The organism is Ruegeria sp. YTSA064, assembly GCF_059610325.1.
Window position 1 is genome coordinate 196,532 of sequence record NZ_JBXWNK010000003.1, and the last position, 21,920, is coordinate 218,451.

The window sequence follows — 21,920 nt, forward strand, 5'->3', positions numbered from 1 at the left end:
ATCGAAGTCTCAAATTGAAAAGGTATTTTAGCGTGGTTTGCTTGCGAACGTTGAGGTTTGATCAACTTTTTGCAGTTTGACGACGCGCAATCTCCTGTCGAATTAGGTCTATGTGCAAACGTGCATCATATGCTCCCTGACGGTATGCGAGCGGCAGATTCAGATTTGCAAGGGCGGTGTCCACGTTTTCGATATTTTTGGCGACTTCTTCAACCTCAGTTGAGGTCTGTGCCTTGCTGAGTTCCTCCTCAAGCGCCGTGATACGCTGATAAAAACGCCAGACCCGGCGCTTTTGAAACCACACGTAACTGGACGGGACGATCCGTAAAAACGGTACTAAGAACAACAAAGGCAACAGCAATAACAGTACGCTGCCAAACTGCGCTGCGATCCAATATGGCAAGACGCCATGCAAAAAGTTTGGCCCCGAGTTTATGAGTTCTGTGGCAATTTTGTTCAGTGGTACAGGCGGTGAAGCCGTGTTCGGATACTCGCGCGCACTTTGCAAAATATTAGGTTCGCTGTGAATGTTCTTTGCTGCATTCACTAACCTATCGGTTACTGCAGGGTGCAGATCGGATGCGGCGATAAGTGAAGCTCGCAATGCTAAGATCTTGACGTCCTCTGGTGGTCTCGGAGGGTCAAGTGTGATTGATCCTGCCGGTACAGTTACCGAATTCGCTCCGGAAAGTTTCAATGCAAGGGCATCGACCAAAGCCATAGGGACGAATATGATTTCTGGATCAAAAATTGCATCCATAAGGTAAGGTGCATCTAGTGGAGCGACAAACAACGCCGCATCCGCTTCGTTGGCATATAACGCCTTTATCGCATCATTGCCCCCGACATCGACGAGGTTTATGCCGACATTTTGCAACTCGGCGGCCTCAATTAGCGCTAAAGCGGCGGCGCGAGTACCGGACGCCTTGGTTCCTGCAGCTAAGCGAATGTCTCCCCATTCTCCTGCATTGGCCCCGACTGGACTAGACTTTCCGCGGAACACCACCATAGGTTCAAGAAAAATGGCGCCCAAAGACTGTAAGTTTTCGTCCTGAGGAATTTTCAGGCCACCCTGAACAAATGCGGCATCCACTTCGCCAGAAACAAGTTTCTGAATGTTCTCAACGGACCCCTCGGTTTCAACTAAAATTACCTGAATGCCGTCACGTGCAAGTTCTGCTTTGTAGAGTTGTCCAACTTGCCAATATCCGCCGCCGCTTATGCCAGCAGCCAGCTTAATACTGGTGGGCGGTTTCAAGCCAAAGATTAGAAAAACAAGCAACCCGATAAACATAATCGGAAAGAGAATGAAAAGAGCTAAGCGCATTTATTCTCACATTCAGATGATCGGAACCGATAATTCGTTCTCATTTGATAGCAGTCTTTTTGCTAACGAGAAACCGATCACAGTGGGTAGCACTCGAAAGTTCGAGCTCTTCGGTTCAAGTATCCCTGAAGACTTAGTTGGTAGCGCAAAAAACCAAGAGCGCTTGAACGAGGTTGAAATCAAAAAACTGGCCGCCTAAGCAACGGTTTATCCTATCGCAAACCAGAGTTTTAGTTTTGTCTTTTTTGTCGGCAATGTCCGCGAGGCAGCCTTTCGCACTCGTTCCAATGAACGGCCATCACTCAACCGGAGATGGCTTCACATAAAACCGCTACTGCGATGTTCGCGGATTGCTATGGCACATTCCTCAGCTTTGGGTTGCGGATAGCAGGTGATTCAATTGAACTTTTTGCGTCCGTACTGTGCTTCAATCATGTTGACTGAAAGATGAGGATTGCCCACTTCTAAAGCAGTCAGATAGGAAACCTGTCGCAAGCTCTACTCAAACAACAAAGCGCCGTTTAGGTCAAAATGCATCGGGAACATTGCGCGCAGAAATCGAAAAACAATTCTCATTGCTTCGTCGCGATCAAATGAATCCGGGTGGAGTAGGTAATCGGTCCACATGCCTTCCAGCATTGCGAGTGTGCCGTGCGTGGCATCCCTAGCAACTTGATTAGGGTGTTCGGTTCCAGCTTCTTTCGCAATTCGAGCGAAAGCGTTGAAAACCAGATTACGAAGCTTAGCATCGCGGGTATCTGAAAACGCAGCGATTGCTGCTCTGTTTCGGGCCTCGCCACGAAACGCGTACCAAATGGAAACGGTTTTCTTATTGAGAATGGCCTCACTCAAGTCGCCCCGAACAATCATCTCGATATGCTCCTGCCCGGTTTGCCCGGTCGTTTCCAACAAGTCATAAATTCCATTGTAGTATTGTTCGGAAGAGTGGCGGGCGGCTTCGTCAACCAAGTTATCCTTGCCGCCAAAATGAAGGTGAATCATGCCACGGGATAGCTCGGCACGTTGAATAATTTCGCTGACTGAGGTCTCGGAAATCCCTTTCTCTGCGACCGAGTCGAGTACTGCCTCGATCAGGGAAAGGCGATTTCGTTCGCGTATTTCTTGTCGTCTTCCAGTCATTTGATCAGGTGTCTCTGTTTGTTTTCAGTCTCTTGCGGTGTTCTTTAGTGGCCGGTGTGAAATTGGCCAGCCCCGGTGGCGAAATTATCAGTTGACACAACTAGTCCAAAAATTCCAGATTTAAATGGACGATTGTCCATTTTGTTATCGACATGTCGCGCCACCGAAAACGAAGTTCAGCAGGGAAGCATGGCCGGAGTACTAAGAAGTGAAACGGGCAAGGGCCTGGCACTGAGCGCGCCTGCGACGCTTTATGTCGGCCTGCTTGTGGCTGTTCCGCTTTGCATTCTTGTCGCCTACAGCTTTTGGACCCAGACCTATGTCGAGATTGACCGCACACTGACGTGGGCGAATTACCAAGAGGCGTTTACCGACCCGCTGGTTCGGCATCTGATGATCCGTTCGGTCGCAATTGCGGGTGCGGTGACATTGGCGACGGTTTGTCTGGCCTATCCGATTGCCTACTTCATCGCGTTTCGGACACAGAAGAAGACCCTCTGGCTGTTGCTGATCACAATTCCCTTTTGGAGCAGTTACCTTCTGCGCGTGTTCAGCTGGAAGCTAATTCTTGGCTTCAACGGGGTGCTGAACTCAGCGCTGATTTCACTTGGTTTGATACAAGAGCCACTGACATTCCTGCTCTACAACGAGTTCGCCGTCGTCCTGACTCTCGCCCACGCTTGGGCGCCATTTGCGATCCTGCCGATTTATGTGTCGCTGCAAAAGATCGATCGCAGCCTGTTGGAGGCTGCAACGGATCTAGGTTGCAGCAAACTCGAAAGGTTTGTCCGCGTGACTCTGCCCCTCACAGTTCCGGGTATCATCGCGGCCTGCCTGATCATTTTCATTCCCACGGTGGGCGATTACGTCACTCCAGCCTTGGTCGGAGGTTCGCAGGGCAAAATGGTAGCGAACTTGATCCAGGTGCAGTTTGGCGCCGCCAACAACTGGCCGTTGGGTGCAACCCTGTCTCTGCTTGCCATGCTTTCGGTTGGCTGCGTTGCAATCGTGTTCGTGGTGGCCGTCACCGCATTGGGCCGGAGGATCAGATGACCAAGGTCATTCGTATCCCATGGTTGGCTGTTTACGCGATCGCCTATCTGGTGTTTCTGTATCTGCCAGTTCTGCTCTTGCCGCTGTTTTCGTTCAATGACGGAACCATCGTGGCTTTCCCTCTGAAGGGTTTTACGCTGAAATGGTACGCGCAGTTGGGTCAGCAGGACACGCTGCTACAGGCTATGGTGAATTCTCTGATCGTCGGCAGCGTGACTGCCCTGATGGCAACATCTCTGGGCCTCTTCGCAGCTCGCGCCTATGTTCGGTATCGTTTCGCGGGGCGTGAGTTGTCTGAGGGACTGGTCATGCTTCCACTGGTCATTCCCGGCATCATCGTGGCCAGTTCGATGTTGGTTCTGTTCATCAGCATCGGCTTGAAACCATCGCTGACCACCGTGATCCTCGGGCATGTGTTCGTGGCGTTGCCCTTTTCCGTATCTATCATGAAGTCTGCATTTGACGATTTCGACCAATCCTTGGAGGAGGCTGCATTCGATCTTGGTGAAAGCGTCGTGGGAACGTTTCGGCGCGTCACTCTGCCAATTGTCGCACCAGGCATCATCGCCAGCCTTTTGGTCACGTTTACCGTGTCTTTTGACGAGTTCGTCCTGGCCTTTTTCCTATCCGGGAACAGCCCGACATTGCCGGTCTATATCTGGAGCCAAATTCGCTTTCCGGCAAAGCTGCCCAACACGTTGGCGCTGGGATCTCTGCTTTTGCTGTCTTCCGTTCTGCTGTTGTTGATTGCCGAATACTTCCGCCGCCGTTCCATCCAATCCTCCGATTGAAGCCAAAGGAAACAAGTAAGATGAGCGAACAGAACATCATCGAGATCAAGGGCGTCGAAAAACGCTTTGGTTCCTTTGTGGCTGTGTCCGATCTGAACCTGACCTTGAAAGAGGGAGAGTTCTTTTCGCTGCTTGGCCCTTCGGGCTGCGGAAAGACAACAGCCTTGCGCATCATCGCGGGTTTTCAAGATCACGAAGAAGGCGAGATCCGGATCAATGGTCGAACGATGGGAGAGGTGCCTGCCAACAAGCGTCCCACTAATATGGTGTTCCAAAGCTATGCGATCTTTCCGCACCTGAATGTCGGCGACAATGTTGGCTTCGGATTGCGCAAGACAAAGCTCTCGCGAAACGAAATCAAGGAACGCGTTGCCGAGGCACTTGAGATGGTTGAACTTGGCGGTTTGCAGGACCGCAAGGCCAACGAATTGTCGGGCGGTCAGCGGCAACGAGTGGCGCTCGCCCGGGCACTCGTCATGCGGCCCAAGGTGTTATTACTAGATGAGCCTTTATCCGCGTTGGACAAGAATCTGCGGGAAGCGATGCAATTGGAAATGCGCCGTCTGCAGCAAAAGCTTGGAATTACTTTCGTCATGGTCACGCATGACCAGTACGAGGCGATGACCATGTCCGACCGCATCGGCGTCATGTTCGCCGGGCAGCTCAAACAGGTGGATAGGCCAGAGGTTCTGTATTCCCAACCCTGTAACCGGGAGGTGGCGTCTTTCATCGGTGGAATGAACTTTCTGGATGCCGAGGTGACAGCTGAGAACTCTGAATCGCTGGAGGTTAATGTTCAAGGATTTGGGCAGATGGCAATCGGGGTGAACCCCAACGTTCAGGTGCACGATAAAGAGCTTCTGGTCGGCGTACGGCCCGAGCAATTGGAGATCAGCGCGGAAAAACCGGATGGTTACGATGCTCTTGTTCAGGGCGAGGTGTCCGACGTCGCCTTCTATGGTGAGAGCGTCCACTATTATGTGCGGGTCGATGGTTTGAAGGACAGCATAGCCGTCGCCGTACCGAATTACTTTCACACAGTCGATCACAGCCGGGGCGATACCGTCTGGCTGGGCGTTCAAAGCGCTTCGGTGATCGACTTGGGTAAACGTGAATCTTTGGGAGGAGAGAAATGAGTAAAACAGCTTCACTTACGGCAGCATTGGTTGCCACCTTTACGGCCAGTCAAGCTCTCGCCAATGCCGCTGATCTGACCGTTTTTGACTGGTCCGGATATGAGGATCAGGGTTTCTACGGCGACTATGTCGAAAAGTACGGCGGCGCGCCCAGCTACACCTATTTTGGCAGCGTGGAAGAAGCGTTCACCAAGCTTCAGTCTGGGTTTGAAGCCGATTTGGCACACCCCTGCACAGACGCCCTGAGAAAATGGGTAGCGGCAGACATGATCAAGCCGATCGACACCAGTAAGCTGGAGAATTGGGACAAACTGATGCCCAAGATCAAAGAGGTCGACGGCATCACCATCGACGGGCAGACCTACATGGTGCCTTTCGAATGGGGCAATACTGGCCTTATCTATCGAACCGATATGATTTCGGCTGACGATGTTTCGCTGCAATTGCTTGCCGATCCCGCCTATCAGGGCAAAGTCGCCATTCCGGACGCCGCTTCCAGTGCCTTTGCAATGGCGGCATTAGCAACTGGCGCTTCCAGCTATACCGATATGAGTGACGAGGAGTTTCAAAAAGCAGGGGACTATCTGCGGGCGATTCATCCGAATGTGCGCTTTTATTGGTCTGACGCCGGCCAACTGGATCAGGCAATTGCCAGCGGGGAGGTCACGCTGGGTTGGGGATGGAACCAATCGGAACTGAACCTGATCTGGAACGAAACCCCAGCGGTCATGATGCGTGATGTGGACAAAGGCATCGCAACTTGGGTCTGCGGTTATGTGCATCTGAAATCTGCCAAGCAGTCGGATGAGCAAGTCTATGACATGCTGAACGCGCTTAGCTCTGCCGCAAGCGGTAAATACATTATCGAAAGCTGGGGATACGCCCACGCCAACGAGGACGCGTTTGCCCAAGCTGACCCGGAACTGATCGAAACCTACGGGTTCTCGGATGTGGACAGCTTCTTTGAAGGCAGCCTGTTTTTTGACGCGGTAAACCCTGAGCTGGAAGCCAAGATGTTGAAGGAGTTCGAGCGCATCAAAGCTGGCTTCTAAGGACGCCTATACAACATAGCGGGAATGGTGGGGACGTAGGAACCCTTCCATTCCCACCAAACTATTTCCGAATTTCTTGGAGGAAGCGCGGCAATGTCAGGCGCTGAAGGATGCTCTGTACTCTTCGAACCGGTTCAAATTGGGCCAGTGACGGCTCGAAACCGGTTCTATCAGGTGCCCCACTGCAACGGCATGGGGCACCTGCGACCGCAGGCCGAAGCCGCCATGCGGGCAATGAAGGCCGAGGGTGGTTGGGCTGTTGTTTCTAATCAAGAGACGGAAATTCACCCGACTTCCGACCTGTCCCCCTTTGCCGAAAACCGACTTTGGGATGAACGGGATATCCCGGCGCTACGTCTTATGACCGATGCGGTGCATGGAAAGGGCTCCTTGGCGGCCATTGAATTGGCTCACAATGGCCATCATGCGCAAAACCATTTGAGCCGGGCACCTTTGTTGGCGCCGTCAGAACTAGCCTTGCAAACCGCCTATCCCAAGCAGGCCAGGGCGATGGACAAAGCGGACATTCGCGAATTCCGCAAGTGGCATCGCGCTGCGGCTCGTCGTTCGCGCGAAGCAGGATTCGATATTGTGTATGTTTATGCCGGGCATCACATGACCCTGCCGCATCATTTTCTGCTGCCACAGTTCAATGATCGGATGGATGAATATGGAGGTTCGTTGGAGAACCGGGTGCGTCTGACCCGGGAGATTCTGGAAGAAACCAAGGAAGAGGTTGGAGATGATTGCGCCATTGCCCTTCGGTTTGCGGTTGATGAAATGCTCGGGTCAGAGGGGATGCAAGCGCAGGAAGAAGGCCGTGCTGTAGTCGAAATGTTGGCCGAGCTTCCAGACCTTTGGGATGTTAACGTGGCGGATTGGAGCAACGATTCTGCGACGACCCGGTTCGAGCCCCGCGACGGCTTTCAGACTTCATATATCGAGTTTGTGAAACAAGTGACCTCCAAGCCTGTTGTGGGCGTCGGGCGTCTAACGTCTCCGGACTTGATGGCGTCACTGGTCAGGAAGGGCATCCTTGATTTTATCGGCGCGGCACGACCGTCCATCGCTGATCCGTTTCTGCCCAACAAGATCAAGGAAGGTCGCATCGAAGAAATCCGCGAATGCATTGGTTGTAACATCTGTGTTTCATCTGACTCTCTCGGCGTCCCCATACGCTGTACTCAAAACCCTACTATGGGCGAAGAGTGGCGGAGGAAATGGCATCCTGAGATCATTGAGCGTCGGGTGAAAGAAGAAGCTGCTCTTGTTGTCGGCAGCGGACCAGCCGGACTTGAATGCGCCATGCAATTGGCGCGGCGAGGCTACGAGGTAACTCTGGCTGAGGCAAAGCAAGAGCTTGGCGGCCGTGTGCTGCAGGAAGCTGGCCTGACCGGGCTGTCCGCTTGGAAGCGCGTGACAGATCACAGAATCTACGACCTGCAACAACGCGGAAACGTTCAGCTGTTCACCGACAGCCCTTTGTCAGCCAGTGAAGTCGTCGAGCTGGGTATTCCGAACGTTTTTGTTTCAACTGGCGCAAAATGGCGACGAGACGGGCGCGGGAAATCTGCATTTCACGGTGTATCAATCGGTTTAGGTTCTCGGGTTTTTACTCCAGATGACATTATGACCGGGGTCGTGCCGGAGGACGGCCCGGTTGTGGTCTACGATGATGATCAAGCCTATCTCGGTGGAGTCTTGGCCGATCATTTAGCTCAAGCCGGGCGAGAGGTTTTCTTTGTAACACCGGCCTCACTAGTTTCGCCGTTTACCGAATTGACGTTGGAGCAGACTAAAGTGCAACGAAGTCTGTTGGAAAAAGGCGTTCACCTGAACCTGTCCCAGACCTTGGCCAATGTCGCGTCCGGTCAGGTGACATTGCAGTGCGTCTACACGGGACGAGAGAATTCCATTGAATGCAGCTCCGTCGTGCTGGTGACGCAGCGAATGCGAGAAACCACCCTTTACGACGAGCTGTGCGGTACGAATGCGGGTTTGCTGAATACGTTGGAATTAATCGGAGATGCCGCCAACCCTGGCTTGATCGCGGATGCTGTGTATTCGGGTCACATGGCTGCTCGAAATTTCGAACGCAACGCAGACGATATCGACCGCGAATTTTTCCGCCGGGAACTCGTTTCCCTTGAACCTGTGTGAGGTGCGCCATGCCAAAAGATGACTTGCAAGTAATGCGCGACTTGATGGACGCGCAGCGGAAAGGGTTCGCCCTGCCTCGTCACTTCTATACGTCTCAGGCAGTATACGAGAACGATATCAGTACGTTCTGGAATCGTAACTGGATCTGGGTCGGTCATGTTAGTCAGGTCGCTGAACTGGGCGATTATTTCCTGTTCGACTATGGGCCCGAGTCCATCATCATCGTTCGGGATCGCGAGGGCGAGGTGCGCGCGCATCTGAACGTTTGCCGCCACCGGGGGTCGAGGGTTTGCATTGAACAGAAAGGCAAAGCCCGCAACTTCATATGCCCCTATCATGCGTGGACTTTTGACTTGAACGGCAAGCTACGAAACGGGCGATCAATGGGGTCGGATTTCGACCCGGGCCAATACGGATTGTTCCCGGTTCAGGTGCAGATATTTCAGGGCCTGATATTTGTCTGTGCAGCTGAAGACGCCCCGCCGCTAGATGCTGCATTGGAGCGGTTGGCCCCACTGTCAAAACCGTTCGACTTTGAAAACCTGAAGGTCGCTCATGAAGCCTCATACCCGGTTCCAGCAAATTGGAAACTGGCGTTGGAGAATTATCTGGAATGCTATCACTGCGCCCCGTCTCATCAGGACTATTCGCGCAGTCATTCGTTGAAGGATCCTGCTCAGGTTCTGGAGTTCGGTGGGGCTCTTCATGAACGAATGGGAGAAGTCGGAGTTCCCTTGGAGGAACTAGACCTGACCGGAGAAAACGCGCTCGCGCCGGGTGCAGATGTCTATTGGCGCCGCTATCCGCTGTTTCCCGGCTATGTGACCGGCAGCAAAGATGGAGCGCCGCTGGCGCCGCCTTTGGGTGAACTGAAAGGTCACGATGGTGGTGCCACTGATCTGGGGATCGGGACACTGAACTATTTCCTTGTTTATGCAGATCACGTTGTTGGCTACCGGTTCGTCCCGCGCGCCCTGCAGGAAACGGATATTCAGATCGTCTGGTATGTGCGCGGCGACGCTCAAGAGGGTCGTGACTACGATAAGGACGCGTTGACATGGCTCTGGCATGTCACTTCGCTCGATGATGAGCGGATCATACGGCACAATCAGGAAGGCGTGAACTCCCACCAATTCGTGCCGGGACCGCTGTCCGAGATGGAATGGAGCATTCCAGGCTTCTATCGCAATTACTTCAGCATGATCTGACACGCTCAGAATTCGGAGAAATACCATGACAGAGTTAACGAAGCGCAGATCAAGACGGCGCGCGGGTGGACGTGAAGCACGAGCCGCCGTGCGAACCAGCAACGTCGCTTCGCAAGCGATCTGGCCGGGCATTTCGGGTGGTCGCTACAAGCCCCTTTCAGACGCTGACATGTCGCGCATTCATGAAGCCGCCCTCGGCATTCTGGAGCGTACGGGTGTCGGTGATCCAACGCAGGAAGTTCTTGATCTCGTGCTGCCTAAAGGGGCGGTGGTGAACGAGCATGGTAGGCTGTGCTTCCCTCGCGCGTTGATGGAAGACCTTCTGGCCAGGGCGGCCAGCGAGTTTTATGTCCATGCGCGCGGATCTCGGGCCGGTAAGGACGATATGCACTGCACCAAGGACAAGGTGTATTACGCAAACTCCGGGACTGCCGTTACAACTTTCGACGCGGAGACTCGCAGTTACCGGCCGTCAACGCTCAAGGACATTTACGACTTTACCCGATTGGTTGACCGGCTCGACAACATCCACATGACTGGTGATACGGTTCTGGCAACGGATGTGCCGCAAGACTACGAGCACGATATGAGCATGCTCTACGCCATCTTGGCGGGTAGCGAGAAGCCATCTTGCCTGACGTTCCGTACGCGCGAGCATATTCAGGACGCGATCCATCTGTTCGATCTGGCGTCTGGCGGGGAGGGCAAATTCCTTGAAAAACCCTCGGTGATTTTTGGTGGGTGTCCTATCGTTTCACCACTCAGATTCGGGCGGGAAAATCTGGAAATACTGATTGATACGGCGAAGATGGGGCTTGTCTGCGATCTTGCGGTCCCGCCGCAAGCTGGGGCTACGTCTCCTGCACCTTTGGCTGGCACGCTGGCACAGGCGGTGGCAGAGACCTTGTCATGTGTGGCCATCGCCAATTTGATCAATCCGGGGACCCCGGTGGTCTTTGCAGCCTGGCCGTTTATCACTGATCTGCGCACTGGATCGTTTACAGGCGGCAGTGGCGAACAGGCGTTGATTTCAGCCGCTGCTATTCAGATGGGCAATTTCTACAACCTGCCGACCAGCGTCGGATGTGGTATGACGGATTCCAAGATCCCCGATGCACAATACGGTCTAGAAAAAGCGCTGACCTTCGCTTTGGCGGCCCATGCCGGGGCCAACCGGCTCTGCGAATTTGGCGGAATGCTCGGCAGCTTGATGGGCTGTAGCTTTGAGTCAATGGTCATCGACAACGAGGCGGCTGGAATGATCTCACGAACGCTTCGCGGGATCGAGGTGAGCGACGACACGCTTTCGGTCGACGTCATCCATGAATGTGCAATCGACCCCGGGCATTTCCTCGGCAACGCTCAAACCTTACAGTACATGGAAACCGAGTATGTCTACCCGTCCCTGTTGGACCGAGAGCTGACTGATACCTGGGAGAAAGCAGGTCGTCAGGACATGTTCGAACGTAGCCGATCCGTTGTGGATGACATTCTGTCCAATCACTACCCGAATTACTTTGGTAGCAAGGCGGATGAAGAGGTTCGGTCTAGGTTCCCGATCAAATTGCCACGTGAGGTAATGCGCGCTGGGTAAGCGCTGCTAAAGGAAGGGCAGGCTTCGCGGTTGTGCCTAAGCATTGAATACGCCTTGGCGCGTCAGGTCGTCGGTTGCCAGCCGGATTCCTTTTTCAAGGATGTCAAACATCTCGTTTAACTCGCCCTCCGTGATGATCAGCGGAGGGGAGAACACACACATGTTGATGATGGGCCGCAGGATCAGCCCATTTTCCTGACAGTGGTGATCAATCATCGCACCAACGGACTTGTCTAGATCCAATAGATTGTCAGCTTCGGTATCCGCAACGCACTCAACGCAGCCAACCAACCCCATACCGCGCGCATCACCGACGAGCGGCAAGTCTGCCAGAGCCTGGAGACGCTCTTCGAACAACGGTGTGATCGCGCGGACATGTTCCAGAATGCCGTCGCGCTCCATGATTTCGATGGTTTTCAAACCTGCTGCCGCACTCACCGGATGGCCGGAATAGGTGAAGCCGTTTGAAAACGTAGCGTTCTGTGCGTTGTCTCCGCTCACATCTGCAATCAACCGTTCTGAGATGATGCAGGCTCCCATGGGTATATACCCAGACGTCATGCCCTTGGCGCAGGTGATGATATCAGGTTGAATTCCAAAGACGTCTTCGGAGGCAAACCAATGTCCAAGCCTCCCGAAACCGGTCACGACTTCGTCTGAAATATATAGGACATCGTATTTCCGGCAAATTTCCAGACAGCGCTGATGATATCCTAGCGGAGGCACAATGACGCCACCAGAGCACAATATCGGTTCGGCGATAAAAGCAGCGACCTTGTCTGCGCCGGCCTGTAGGATCATGTTTTCCAGATCCGCTATTTTTTCGTCCAGAAAGTCGTCGACCGTCTGATCGGTGCGACGCGTATACGGATTCACATTCGGTAGGAAGCGCGTCAGGTGGCTTGCCTGGTCCAACCACCCCTTGTCGCGCTCTTTTCCGGAAACTGAGGCCGCCAAATAAGTCGATCCGTGATAAGCTTTCTGTCGCGATATCACGATTTTCTTTTCAGGTTTTCCCAGCAGGTTATTGCGAAACTGTACAAACCGCAGTGCGCTGTCCACGGCCGTTGAACCACCTGTCGTGAAGAACACATGGTTCAAATCGCCCGGCGTTCTCTTGGCGATTTCATGAGCCAACCGGGCCGGAGTTGAGTTGGCGTTGTTGAAGGGCGAAAAATACGCCATCTCTTTTGCCTGCTGAGCCATCGCATCGGCGATCTCGGTGTTTCCATAGCCCAATTGAATGCACCACATGCCAGCGGGGCCGTCTATCAGGCGCTTTCCGTCCTCTGTCACGACGTGAACGCCAAGCCCACTTTCGGCGAAGGTCCGTTCGTTTTGGCCAAGATATGCCATGCCTTCCCACGGGTGCAGAAAGTTCTCGTTGTCCCAATTGCGTATGGATTGAAAGACGGAGTTCGAAAGGGTCATAGGGCACCGTTATGTAACATATATCACAAAATGAACAAACATTCATTCAATGTCAATCCTTGAACCTCTGCTCTGTTAAGTGCGAAAAGGTCAAGAAAGAGCACCCCAGCGAAGGACAAGCAAAATTACTCTCGAGCCCGATACCCCAGCCAACGCACGGGAACTCAGCAGGTTGCAGAACCGAAATCAGCTGATCCAATCGGCTGCGGACGCCATCTATAAATACGGAATTCGCGGCACAACCGCGGCAAGAATCCAGGAGTTGTCGGGATTGTCGCAAGGGATGGTAAACCTACACTTTGGTTCCAAGGAAAAGCTGCTGCTTGCGGTGGCTGAGGATCTATCAGTCCGCTACGCGGGGCAGTGGAAGGCCATTGCATTCAATCCAGAGTTAGCCCCCGCAGACAAACTAATCTCTATCATAAAGGCAGATTTCGACCCCTTGGTCCTTAATGCAAGGGACGTCTCGATCTGGTTTTCCTTTCGGGCTGAGGCGCTCTCGAACCCACACATATTTCCTTTCATCGACTCGCGAGACAAAGGTTTCCGCGCGGTGATCCTGGAGCTGTTGGAGCAAATAAAGGTCGAAGGCGAGTACGATGATGTAGACGCCAAACTTGCAACAGACGCGTTGGTTGCTTTGTTGGAAGGACTTTGGACCGACTACCATTTGCACTCAAAGATCTTCGAACCCTCGGAGGCTTTGAAGATCTGCCTGTTTGTGCTGCAGTCAGTGTTTCCTAGACACTTTAGCACTTAGTCGATCCGCGGGTGGAGGTGACTAAGTGACTAGGTACTAACCATGGGCAATCACGAACCCGTCCGTGTTTCATGGTTCAATCGGCGCAAGTCGTTGATCATTGCTTTGGCTAAAGAGATGCACATGAGCAGCAAAACGACGCTAAACGGCAATGCCCCGATGATCATCGAATTGGTCAATGCCTCTAATCCGCCGCCGCCAGCGATAAGCAGAGTTCCAATTACAAGGGTCAGAAGAACGCCCCAGAGGATGCGATGAAGCAGGCCGGTGTCTTCAGACCCACCGGACATGATCGTGTTCATCACAAGGATGCCTGAGTCGGCAGATGTAACAAGAAATGTCATGGTTAACAGCACACACATGATGCTCACGATCGTTAGAAAGTTGCCCGATACCATTTCCCCCAAAGTGGCGAACAGGGTTGCCGTCGTTGATGCGTCGAGGATAGATCCATTTGCATTCCCATTTAGTTCCAAATCGATGGCGGTCCCACCCAGAAGGGCCATCCATGCGAAACAAACGAGGGACGGTGCAATGACCGCCCCAAGTATGAATTCTCGCACGGTTCGCCCCCTGGAGATACGCGCTAAGAAGAGACCCACAAAAGGTGAAAACGCGATCCACCAGGCCCAATAAAATGTAGTCCATCCGGCCTGCCATCCGAACAACCTACCTCGTGTGCCCGCGTCATAAACTGCAGTCTTGGTCGCATCAGAAAGACCGGCTGTATCGCTGGTCAAACCCTCAAGAAAGGTTGCTTTTGTTCCCCATGGATCAGTTGCACCCGCAAAGAGCTCGCCGACAAAGGGCGCCGCCTCTGCAGGCAATACGGAGGCAAAATCGACTTCGGAAACCGGTCGAAAAGCTTGGAAACTCAGAGGTACAAAGTTTTTGATATAGTCAACCAGCGCTGTAGCATAGGTTTTCGCTGCAAACGCGAATGAGCCAAAAACAATGAATACCGCCAGCAATACTAGTGAAAAGAGAAGATTAATATTTGACAAGTATTTGACACCACGCCCCACGCCAGAGACGGCAGACAGTGTCGACATCATCATAACAACGATCGACGCCGCAATCAGGCCGGCGGTCGACGGGATCACTTTGGTTGCTTCTTTTTCCACAAGCCACTTCGCACCGGTAATTAGAAACGCACCATCCACCAATTGAGAAACGCCATAACCGATCGTTACCGCCACGCCGAGTATTGTCGCAACGACGCCGAGTATATCGATCACATGGCCTGCAATACCGTTTGAGTATTCTCCGAGCAATGGGGTCAGTGCGGTGCGGATTGTTAGCGGCATGCCTCTTGTAAACGCGTAATAGGCAAGGCTAAGGCCAGTGACGACGTAAATTGCCCAGGCGTGAAATCCGGTGTGCAAAAAAGTATAGCGGTAGGCTCCTTCAATCGCGTCCTCGCTTTTGGGTGTGACTTCCCCGGAAACAGTCAATGCATTGGTTTCCCAAAGGCCAAGTGGTTCAGCGGTTGCGTAGACCATTAAGCCCACGCCTAGACCCGCCCCAAACATCATCGAAAACCAAGAGAAGTTCGAAAATTCGGGTTTCTCATCTTCTAAACCCAGCTTCATTCGGCCAGTTGAAGGAATGAGCGCGATAAGGAAAAGGAAAAGCACAAATAATCCAACAGAAAGGTTGTAGAATGCATTGAACTCAGACAGCACTCCTGACTTCCAAGATCGCAGTGTATCGTTTGCTGATAGTGGCCAAACCAGCGCCCAGAGAACGAGCAGCGAAACCGAGAGTTTGCTTACCAGCGCAATCGGCAGGCTATACCCTTTGTAAAAGCCAGTCCGCTGAGTCCTTATTTTGAGGTCTGTGAAAGGTTCTTCAAGCGCCATGTTTTCCTGGTCTTACATAAATAGACAGCTTTGCACGCCGCGCTGCCAGTCGCTGGGTTCCAGACTAGTTTACTTTCTGCCAGAATAGGACTGAAGCTGCGGAAGCGATAGCTGAGTGGAAAATCTTTGGGTCGCAACTGGCAAAACCTGTGCGGCTATGAAAAATTGAATGACTCAATATCGAAGGCTTAGCCATCGTTCAAAGTCGACCAATTCAAGCCCGGTATTGCGTGCGCACCGGAATATGGTTGGCAGTAGAATTCGCAGATCTAATTGGCGTTCAGACCGCGGCGCAATGTGTCAAGCATCCGAGATTATTAGATCGCTTGCCTTTTCGCCGATCATGATCGCAGGCGCATTGGTGTTGCCACTGACGATTTCCGGCATGATCGAACAATCTGCCACCCGTAGGTTAGCTATGCCGTGGACTTTCAGTTTCGCGTCCACTACAGACTTCTCTGATTGTCCCATCGCGCAGGTGCCGGTGGGGTGATAGATTGAGGTGGAGTTTGATCTGGCCCAATCCAGTGTGCCTTCGTAATCGTCGATGCTAAGTTCTGCCGTAGGTCGAAACTCCTCTGAAATCTTCGAGGCGAGAGGATTTTGTTTAGCAATTCTGCGCGCGATGTTCACACCGTCGACGATGGTTCGGCAATCTGTTTCCGTAGAAAGGTAGTTCGGAATGATTTTAACATGTTTGGACGGATCCGGACCGTTCAGGCGCAGCTCACCTCGACTTTCCGGGCGCAGCTGACAGACCGACATCGTGAAGGCAGAAAACGGATGCACACCTTCACCAGGGCTGTCGGCGGACCAGGGTTGCACGTGGAACTGAATGTCCGGCGTTTCAACATCGGGCCGGGTTTTCATGAATCCTGTGGCTAGGCTTGCAGCCATGGTCATTGGACCTGCGCGGAACAACGCATACTTCAACGCGATGCGGGCTTGATTGAGCAGGCTTCGGACTTCATCATTCAGTGTTGGTTCATTGCATTTGAACACCAGTCGTGCCTGCAAGTGATCCTGCAAACCCTTACCGACGCCAGGCAGGACATGAAGCGGTTCTATTCCGTTTTCTTTGAGATGGTCCGCGTCTCCGATCCCCGACAACATCAGGATCTGGGGCGAATTGATCGCGCCGCCAGACAGGATGATCTCACGCCGGACCTTCAGAGTTTGCTCAACCCCCGACCTGTCCCGGTAAACCAACCCAGTCACCTTTTTTCCGTCCAATACCACGCGTGCCACCAATGCTTTGGTGATGATGTTCAAATTCTGACGATTTCGAATAGGTTTGAGATATGCCACAGCAGCGCTGCAGCGACGGCCGTTGCGGGTGGTTAATTGAAAATAACCCACGCCTTCTTGTTCAGCGCCATTATAGTCGGGGTTGTACGGGTAGCCTGCGGCCTGTGCTGCCGCTACCCAAGCGTCGCAGATTGGGCGTTGAATGCGCATGTTTGACACCGACAAAGGCCCACCAACGCCGTGAAACTCATCTTCACCGCGCTCTTGATCTTCGCAGCGTTTGAACAGGGGCAAGACATCGTCCCACCCCCAACCTTCGTTGCCCATTTGCCGCCAGCGGTCGTAATCTTCTTTCTGGCCACGTACATAAAGCAACCCGTTCAGCGAGGAGGAGCCGCCCAGCACTTTGCCTCGTGGCCAGTCGATGGACCGGCCATTCAGGCCTGGGTCGGGCTCGGTCCGATAGCACCAATCGACCGACGGATTATGCATCGTTTTGAAATAACCGACAGGGATGTGAATCCATGGGTTCGTATCGCGACCGCCGGCTTCAAGAAGCGCGACCGATGTATTGGGATCAGCACTTAGTCGATTAGCAATGACACAGCCCGAAGACCCCGCGCCGACAACCGCATAATCCACCTCCATGACCGCCTCCTTCCAACGTCTCTGAAAAAAACTCTATGCAAGATGCAAGAAATATACTAGCCTTTTTTGATACAAAACGTCTCAATAATTGCGATCAGGGAGGTAAGCAATGGAGATCGGTAAGAAACTAAGTGGCATTTCCCGGCGAGATTTTTTCCGCGTGGCTGGGCGTTATGGCATGAGTTCGACACTGCTGGCTGCAGGTGGGTTTGGTGGCGCGATGAGCCTGGCGAATCTGGCGCAGGCGGCCGAATCGACCTATGAAAAGCGCTTCTCGAAAGAGCCAAAGCACACGCTTAAATTTGGTGCTTCGGGTTTTAATACACGCAATCTGCTGATCGAACGCGCCGGCGCGATCGAATTCGCTCGGGATCTGGAAGAACGCACTGATGGCGAGATTCGGATCGAGTTCATCGGCGACAATCAGATATGTGGTCAGCTAAGCTGCGTGGAAAAAACCCAACAGGGAATCGTCGACATTTACGCGGCCTCGACCCAGAACTCGGCGGGTGGCGCACCCTACCTGAACGTGCTGGACTATGCTTACATGTTCCCTAGCCGGGCAGCGCAATATCACTTCTTTTATAGTCCCGCGAGCCAGCGCATCCTGCGTGATCCGTTGGAGAAACGTCATGGTCTGAAGTTCCTGTTCACGCACTGCGAATTGCGCGGGCTGCAGATGGGTTCGACCTTTGCAGACAAACCGACCGTGACCAAGCTAGAAGAGCTGTTTGGCACCAAGAACCGCGTGACAGGCACGCAACTGGGCCGGATTGCGATGCAGTTACTGAACCTGAATCCGGTGCCGGTGGCATGGGAGGAAACGCTGGATGCGCTAAAAACTGGCCTGATCGACGGTGCCGAAACATGGGCGTCGGCCGTTGCATACGCCAATATGGCGCCCGTGGTTTCACAGTCGGTCAACCTGAAGTTCTTCTGCGGCACAGAACATACCTCAATGTCTGCAAAGGTCTTCGACAGCCTCGGTGGTGAGCTGCAGGACGCTGTGATGGAGTCTTCCTACTTCACTCAGGCGTTGATTCAGGGTGCAAATGAAGCCGCATTGCTGAACACGGTCGGTTTCTCGGAGCCGCAGCTGCCTGATACTATCTTTGCCGAAAATGGAGTACGTCCGGCCTTCCTGGCTGACGATCAGATCAAGCTGGCCGAAGAGATGTGCGCCCCGAACTACAACCCAGAACCTTGGGCCCAGTGGCGCGAACGTCTGAACAAATGGGCGGGCGGTATCGATACCTATCAGGAAATCTACGACATCGCGCGCGAGATTCCGGCTAACACCCTGCCAGAAAACGTTGAACCGCGTCGTTGGTGGAAGGGCGAAGCCTGATACAAAAGACGAACCGGCCTCAAGCGGGCCGGTTCCAATACACACCGACTGGGAGGACGGAGTTCATGTCGTTTTGGGCAGACATCGGCGCGATTTTCAGCGCCTTTCTCAGCCAGGATTCGTTCGAGATTCAATCTGCACTCGAATCCGACGCCACTTGGGTGTTGGGCGCAGTAGTCTCGGCAATTGGCGGGTTCGTGATCATGCTGATTTACCGGGCAGTGCCCTTTGTCGAACGCCATCTGGAACGGTCGGTGATGGTGTATTCCTACCTTGCGATCGCATTAATCATCTTCTGGGGCGTGATCGACCGGTTTGTGTTCAACGATCAGGAGCCCTGGTCGACCACCATTCCCCCGCTGCTGTTCATGGTCATGGCGTGGTTTGGGGCGTCGTACAATGTCCGCCTGCGCACGCATTTGAGCTTCAGCGAATTCCGCACTGCAATGCCGAGGGCTGGGCAATTGGCTTGCCTGATACTCGACGCGATATTGTGGTTCATCTTTGCGGTGATCGTCATCGTGACCACAACACGGCTGGTGGCATTGTCGGCATCAAACTTTCAGATCGTTCTGGGTACAGACAATATCATGCAGTGGTGGTTCCTTCTGGCCGCACCGCTGTCGTTCTTTCTGATGGTCGGGCGCGTGTTTCAGAACCTTGCCGATGATCTGAACAACTGGAAAACAGGCGAGCCGCTGATCAAGCAGGCCGTGATCGGAGCAGACTGATGACAGACGGAACTATGGTCACACTGATCTCTCTTGCGGTCACCTTTCTGTTCATGCTGGGCGTACCTGTTTTTTTGGTCATCGGATATTGGGTGATTGGTTGCTCGTTCGTCCTTGGTTTGACGCTGGATAACATGGGTGCCGAACTGTTGAATGTGTTCAACAAAGGCTTTGCCCTACTGGCGATGCCGCTCTTTATCCTGACCGGAGATCTGATCAACAAGTCCGGCATTGCCCGGAGGCTCAGCGATTTCGCCTATGCCTGTTTGGGCTGGATACGCGGGGGGTTGGCCATGGCATCTCTGGGCGCTTGTGGACTTTTCGCCGCAATCTCTGGTTCAAACTCCGCAACGACTGCAACCATCGGGTCGATGCTTCATCCCGAGATGGTCAAAGGTGGTTATGACGAACGCTTCAGCGCGGCGACCGCTGCCGCGGGCGGAACGGTGGGGATTATCATCCCTCCGTCGATTATCTTCATCGTCTATGGCTTCCTGATGAACCTGCCGATTTCCGAGCTGTTCGTCGCGGGTATCCTTCCGGGCGCGCTGATGGTCTTTGGTATGCAATTTGCGTGCTGGATCATCTGCCGCTTGAACGGTTGGGGTCATCTGATACCGCTGCAATTGAACCGGGTGCTGAAGACCGCATTTGGAGCTTGGCTTGGATTTTTCGCCATCGGCTTGGTTCTGTGGGGCATCTACACCGGCAAGTTCTCCCCGACCGAGGCAGCAGGCGTGACGGTCGGCTTTTGCGTGATAGCAGGTTTGGTCAGCTATCCGATCAACCGGATTATGGGCGCGCGGAACGACATACCGCCAACCGAAAAGAGCTTTGCCGAGATGTTCGTCGTCGAAGGTTTTACGATACCTGAAATACCCTCCATCGTGATCCGCTCGGCCCAGATCACCGGCATCCTCGCGCCATTGATCGCCATTTCGGTGGTGATGCAGCAGATCCTGTCTCTGCTAGGGGCACAGCAAACCATCGGGGATTTTGTAACCTCGATGGGCGGGTACTACGCGGTGTTGTTCACATCGATGGTGATCGTATTCTTCTCGGGCATGGTGCTGGAAAGCCTGCCTGTCACGATAATCCTGGCTCCGATCCTTGCGCCGATTGCGGCCTCTGTTGGGATCGATCCAATCCATTTCTCAGTGATATTCCTTGTGGGGGCATCCATCGGGTTCATCACGCCACCCTATGGGCTGAACCTCTATGTGGCTTCGGGAGTGACAGGAGTGCCCTATTTCCGGTTGCTTCGGTATACAGTGCCCTATCTGGTAGCGCTTCTTTCGGTCTGGATACTAGTGTCGCTTGTGCCCGATCTGGCCTTGATCCTGCTGCCAAATAGCTAGACTGTTGCGGGATGGCTGAGACGGAAACACAAGACAAAGAAACTCAAATCCCGACCAACCTGCGCCTCCTTCTGATCCTCGAGGAGGTGGCGCGGCGTGGTGTTGCGGTCAAACCCTCAGACTTGGTTGAGGCACTTGGTCTGGCCAAGCCGACCGTCCACCGCCTCCTGCATACCGCAGAGACCGAAGGCTTCCTGCAACGCGATCTTGATGGGCGTTCTTATGGCCCAGGGCGCCGGTTACGACTGCTTTCGGTCAATACCATGTCTTCTGAGCACCTGCGTACGGCCCGATTGGCAATCTTACGCAGCGTTGCAGAAGAAGTTGGTGAGACCTGCAATCTCGCCATCCCTGACCGAGAAGGTATGATCTATCTAGACCGGGTGGAAACGAAGTGGCCGCTAAGAATTCAGCTGCCTGTCGGTACACAAGTACCTTTTCACTGTACCGCAAGTGGCAAGATGTACCTGTCCACACTGCGGCAGAAAACGTTGGATGGTGTCCTTTCAGCAGGAAACCTGCAACCAAATACTGAACGTTCTCTGACTGATCCCAAAGTCTTGCGAGCAGAGATCCAAAACATCGCCGTGAATCGTTTTTCGACGGATGATGAGGAATTTATGGCCGGAATGACGGCACTTGCTGTGCCCGTTCTGGACGGGCAGGGCAGGTTGGTTGGCACACTCTCAGTTCACGCTCCAACCCAACGTCATGACGTCAACAGCCTAATGTCGTTTCTTGGAATTCTGCAAAAAGGGGCGGATGAACTTTCAGCGCTATTGAATGAGTGATTAGGGTCTGAGATGGTACCTAAATCGCGACCAATTCTGAGCAGCAAAAACTTCAATTATCGGCTGGTTTCGGGGAATTTTGATCGAAAGCCGATGCGTGCGTGATCAAAATCCAGTGTGGACGTTTGCTCAGCTTGAAAAGTTAAATTCCTGCACAACACGATCTACGCAAAAACAAGCCCGCGACAAAATAATAGATGCTGTTCTTGGTGAACGAAAAATACACCGATTTGTTCTATACCAAGAACTACGCCCTCACTGTTTCCACAAGTAAACTGTGAG

General features: G+C 53.3%; 18 protein-coding genes. 13 read left to right on the forward strand and 5 right to left on the reverse strand.

Features of this window, described 5'->3' with window-relative positions; translation table 11 throughout:
- Positions 1–61: 61 nt before the first annotated feature.
- A complete protein-coding gene (locus AC2FI7_RS05800) occupies positions 62–1,327 on the reverse strand; it encodes a TAXI family TRAP transporter solute-binding subunit (protein ID WP_496816009.1) in 1,266 nt (421 codons plus the stop codon).
- A gap of 16 nt (positions 1,328–1,343) precedes the next feature.
- On the opposite strand from AC2FI7_RS05800, the gene AC2FI7_RS05805 reads away from it, so the two are divergent.
- Positions 1,344–1,526 (forward strand): hypothetical protein, encoded by a 183-nt coding sequence (locus tag AC2FI7_RS05805; protein ID WP_029621594.1) that lies wholly within the window; start codon positions 1,344–1,346, stop codon positions 1,524–1,526.
- A gap of 299 nt (positions 1,527–1,825) precedes the next feature.
- On the opposite strand, the gene AC2FI7_RS05810 is transcribed toward AC2FI7_RS05805, so the two are convergent.
- Positions 1,826–2,467, reverse strand: coding sequence for a TetR family transcriptional regulator C-terminal domain-containing protein (locus AC2FI7_RS05810; protein WP_010437470.1), 642 nt, complete (start codon positions 2,465–2,467; stop codon positions 1,826–1,828).
- Positions 2,468–2,656: 189 nt separating this feature from the next.
- Between AC2FI7_RS05810 and AC2FI7_RS05815 the strand changes: the two genes are divergently transcribed.
- From AC2FI7_RS05815 to AC2FI7_RS05845, 7 genes are all read left to right on the forward strand, one after another.
- A complete protein-coding gene (locus tag AC2FI7_RS05815; RefSeq protein WP_170542782.1) occupies positions 2,657–3,520 on the forward strand; it encodes an ABC transporter permease in 864 nt (287 codons plus the stop codon).
- A complete protein-coding gene (locus tag AC2FI7_RS05820; protein ID WP_010437472.1) occupies positions 3,517–4,311 on the forward strand; it encodes an ABC transporter permease in 795 nt (264 codons plus the stop codon). Before AC2FI7_RS05815 ends, AC2FI7_RS05820 begins: the two co-directional genes overlap by 4 nt.
- A gap of 20 nt (positions 4,312–4,331) precedes the next feature.
- The gene (locus AC2FI7_RS05825) at positions 4,332–5,447 is read left to right on the forward strand and encodes an ABC transporter ATP-binding protein (protein ID WP_496816011.1); all 1,116 of its coding nucleotides are present in this window, start codon (positions 4,332–4,334) and stop codon (positions 5,445–5,447) included.
- Positions 5,444–6,499, forward strand: a complete 1,056-nt coding sequence (locus AC2FI7_RS05830) for an ABC transporter substrate-binding protein (protein WP_010437474.1) — start codon at positions 5,444–5,446, stop codon at positions 6,497–6,499. The genes AC2FI7_RS05825 and AC2FI7_RS05830 overlap by 4 nt, the downstream gene beginning before the upstream one ends.
- Positions 6,500–6,592: 93 nt before the next feature.
- Positions 6,593–8,659: an oxidoreductase gene (locus AC2FI7_RS05835; RefSeq protein ID WP_496816013.1), complete on the forward strand. Its 2,067-nt coding sequence runs from the start codon at positions 6,593–6,595 to the stop codon at positions 8,657–8,659.
- Positions 8,660–8,667: 8 nt separating this feature from the next.
- A complete protein-coding gene (locus tag AC2FI7_RS05840; RefSeq protein ID WP_010437476.1) occupies positions 8,668–9,867 on the forward strand; it encodes an aromatic ring-hydroxylating oxygenase subunit alpha in 1,200 nt (399 codons plus the stop codon).
- A 25-nt stretch (positions 9,868–9,892) separates the two neighbouring features.
- Positions 9,893–11,461, forward strand: a complete 1,569-nt coding sequence (locus AC2FI7_RS05845) for a trimethylamine methyltransferase family protein (protein WP_010437477.1) — start codon at positions 9,893–9,895, stop codon at positions 11,459–11,461.
- Positions 11,462–11,497: 36 nt separating this feature from the next.
- Here AC2FI7_RS05845 and AC2FI7_RS05850 read toward each other — a convergent pair whose 3' ends face one another.
- Positions 11,498–12,892 carry an aminotransferase gene (locus tag AC2FI7_RS05850; RefSeq protein ID WP_029621596.1) on the reverse strand — a complete coding sequence of 465 codons (1,395 nt, stop codon included), beginning with the start codon at positions 12,890–12,892 and terminating at the stop codon, positions 11,498–11,500.
- 172 nt (positions 12,893–13,064) lie between these two features.
- On the opposite strand from AC2FI7_RS05850, the gene AC2FI7_RS05855 reads away from it, so the two are divergent.
- Positions 13,065–13,652: a TetR/AcrR family transcriptional regulator gene (locus AC2FI7_RS05855; protein WP_010437480.1), complete on the forward strand. Its 588-nt coding sequence runs from the start codon at positions 13,065–13,067 to the stop codon at positions 13,650–13,652.
- A gap of 50 nt (positions 13,653–13,702) precedes the next feature.
- Here AC2FI7_RS05855 and AC2FI7_RS05860 read toward each other — a convergent pair whose 3' ends face one another.
- Together AC2FI7_RS05860 and AC2FI7_RS05865 are read right to left on the reverse strand one after the other, a co-directional pair.
- Positions 13,703–15,514 carry a BCCT family transporter gene (locus AC2FI7_RS05860; RefSeq protein WP_010437481.1) on the reverse strand — a complete coding sequence of 604 codons (1,812 nt, stop codon included), beginning with the start codon at positions 15,512–15,514 and terminating at the stop codon, positions 13,703–13,705.
- Positions 15,515–15,814: 300 nt separating this feature from the next.
- On the reverse strand, positions 15,815–17,410 hold the full coding sequence (locus tag AC2FI7_RS05865) for a GMC family oxidoreductase (RefSeq protein ID WP_010437482.1): 1,596 nt from the start codon (positions 17,408–17,410) through the stop codon (positions 15,815–15,817).
- Between the two features lie 109 nt (positions 17,411–17,519).
- Here AC2FI7_RS05865 and AC2FI7_RS05870 point away from each other — a divergent pair, with 109 nt between their 5' ends.
- From AC2FI7_RS05870 to AC2FI7_RS05885, 4 genes are all read left to right on the forward strand, one after another.
- Positions 17,520–18,758, forward strand: coding sequence for a TRAP transporter substrate-binding protein (locus tag AC2FI7_RS05870; RefSeq protein ID WP_010437483.1), 1,239 nt, complete (start codon positions 17,520–17,522; stop codon positions 18,756–18,758).
- A 65-nt stretch (positions 18,759–18,823) separates the two neighbouring features.
- Complete coding sequence (locus AC2FI7_RS05875; RefSeq protein ID WP_010437484.1) at positions 18,824–19,489, forward strand: TRAP transporter small permease; 666 nt, start codon at positions 18,824–18,826, stop codon at positions 19,487–19,489.
- Positions 19,489–20,847 (forward strand): TRAP transporter large permease, encoded by a 1,359-nt coding sequence (locus AC2FI7_RS05880; protein WP_010437486.1) that lies wholly within the window; start codon positions 19,489–19,491, stop codon positions 20,845–20,847. Before AC2FI7_RS05875 ends, AC2FI7_RS05880 begins: the two co-directional genes overlap by 1 nt.
- An 11-nt stretch (positions 20,848–20,858) precedes the next feature.
- The gene (locus tag AC2FI7_RS05885) at positions 20,859–21,638 is read left to right on the forward strand and encodes an IclR family transcriptional regulator (protein WP_010437487.1); all 780 of its coding nucleotides are present in this window, start codon (positions 20,859–20,861) and stop codon (positions 21,636–21,638) included.
- Positions 21,639–21,920 lie beyond the last annotated feature (282 nt).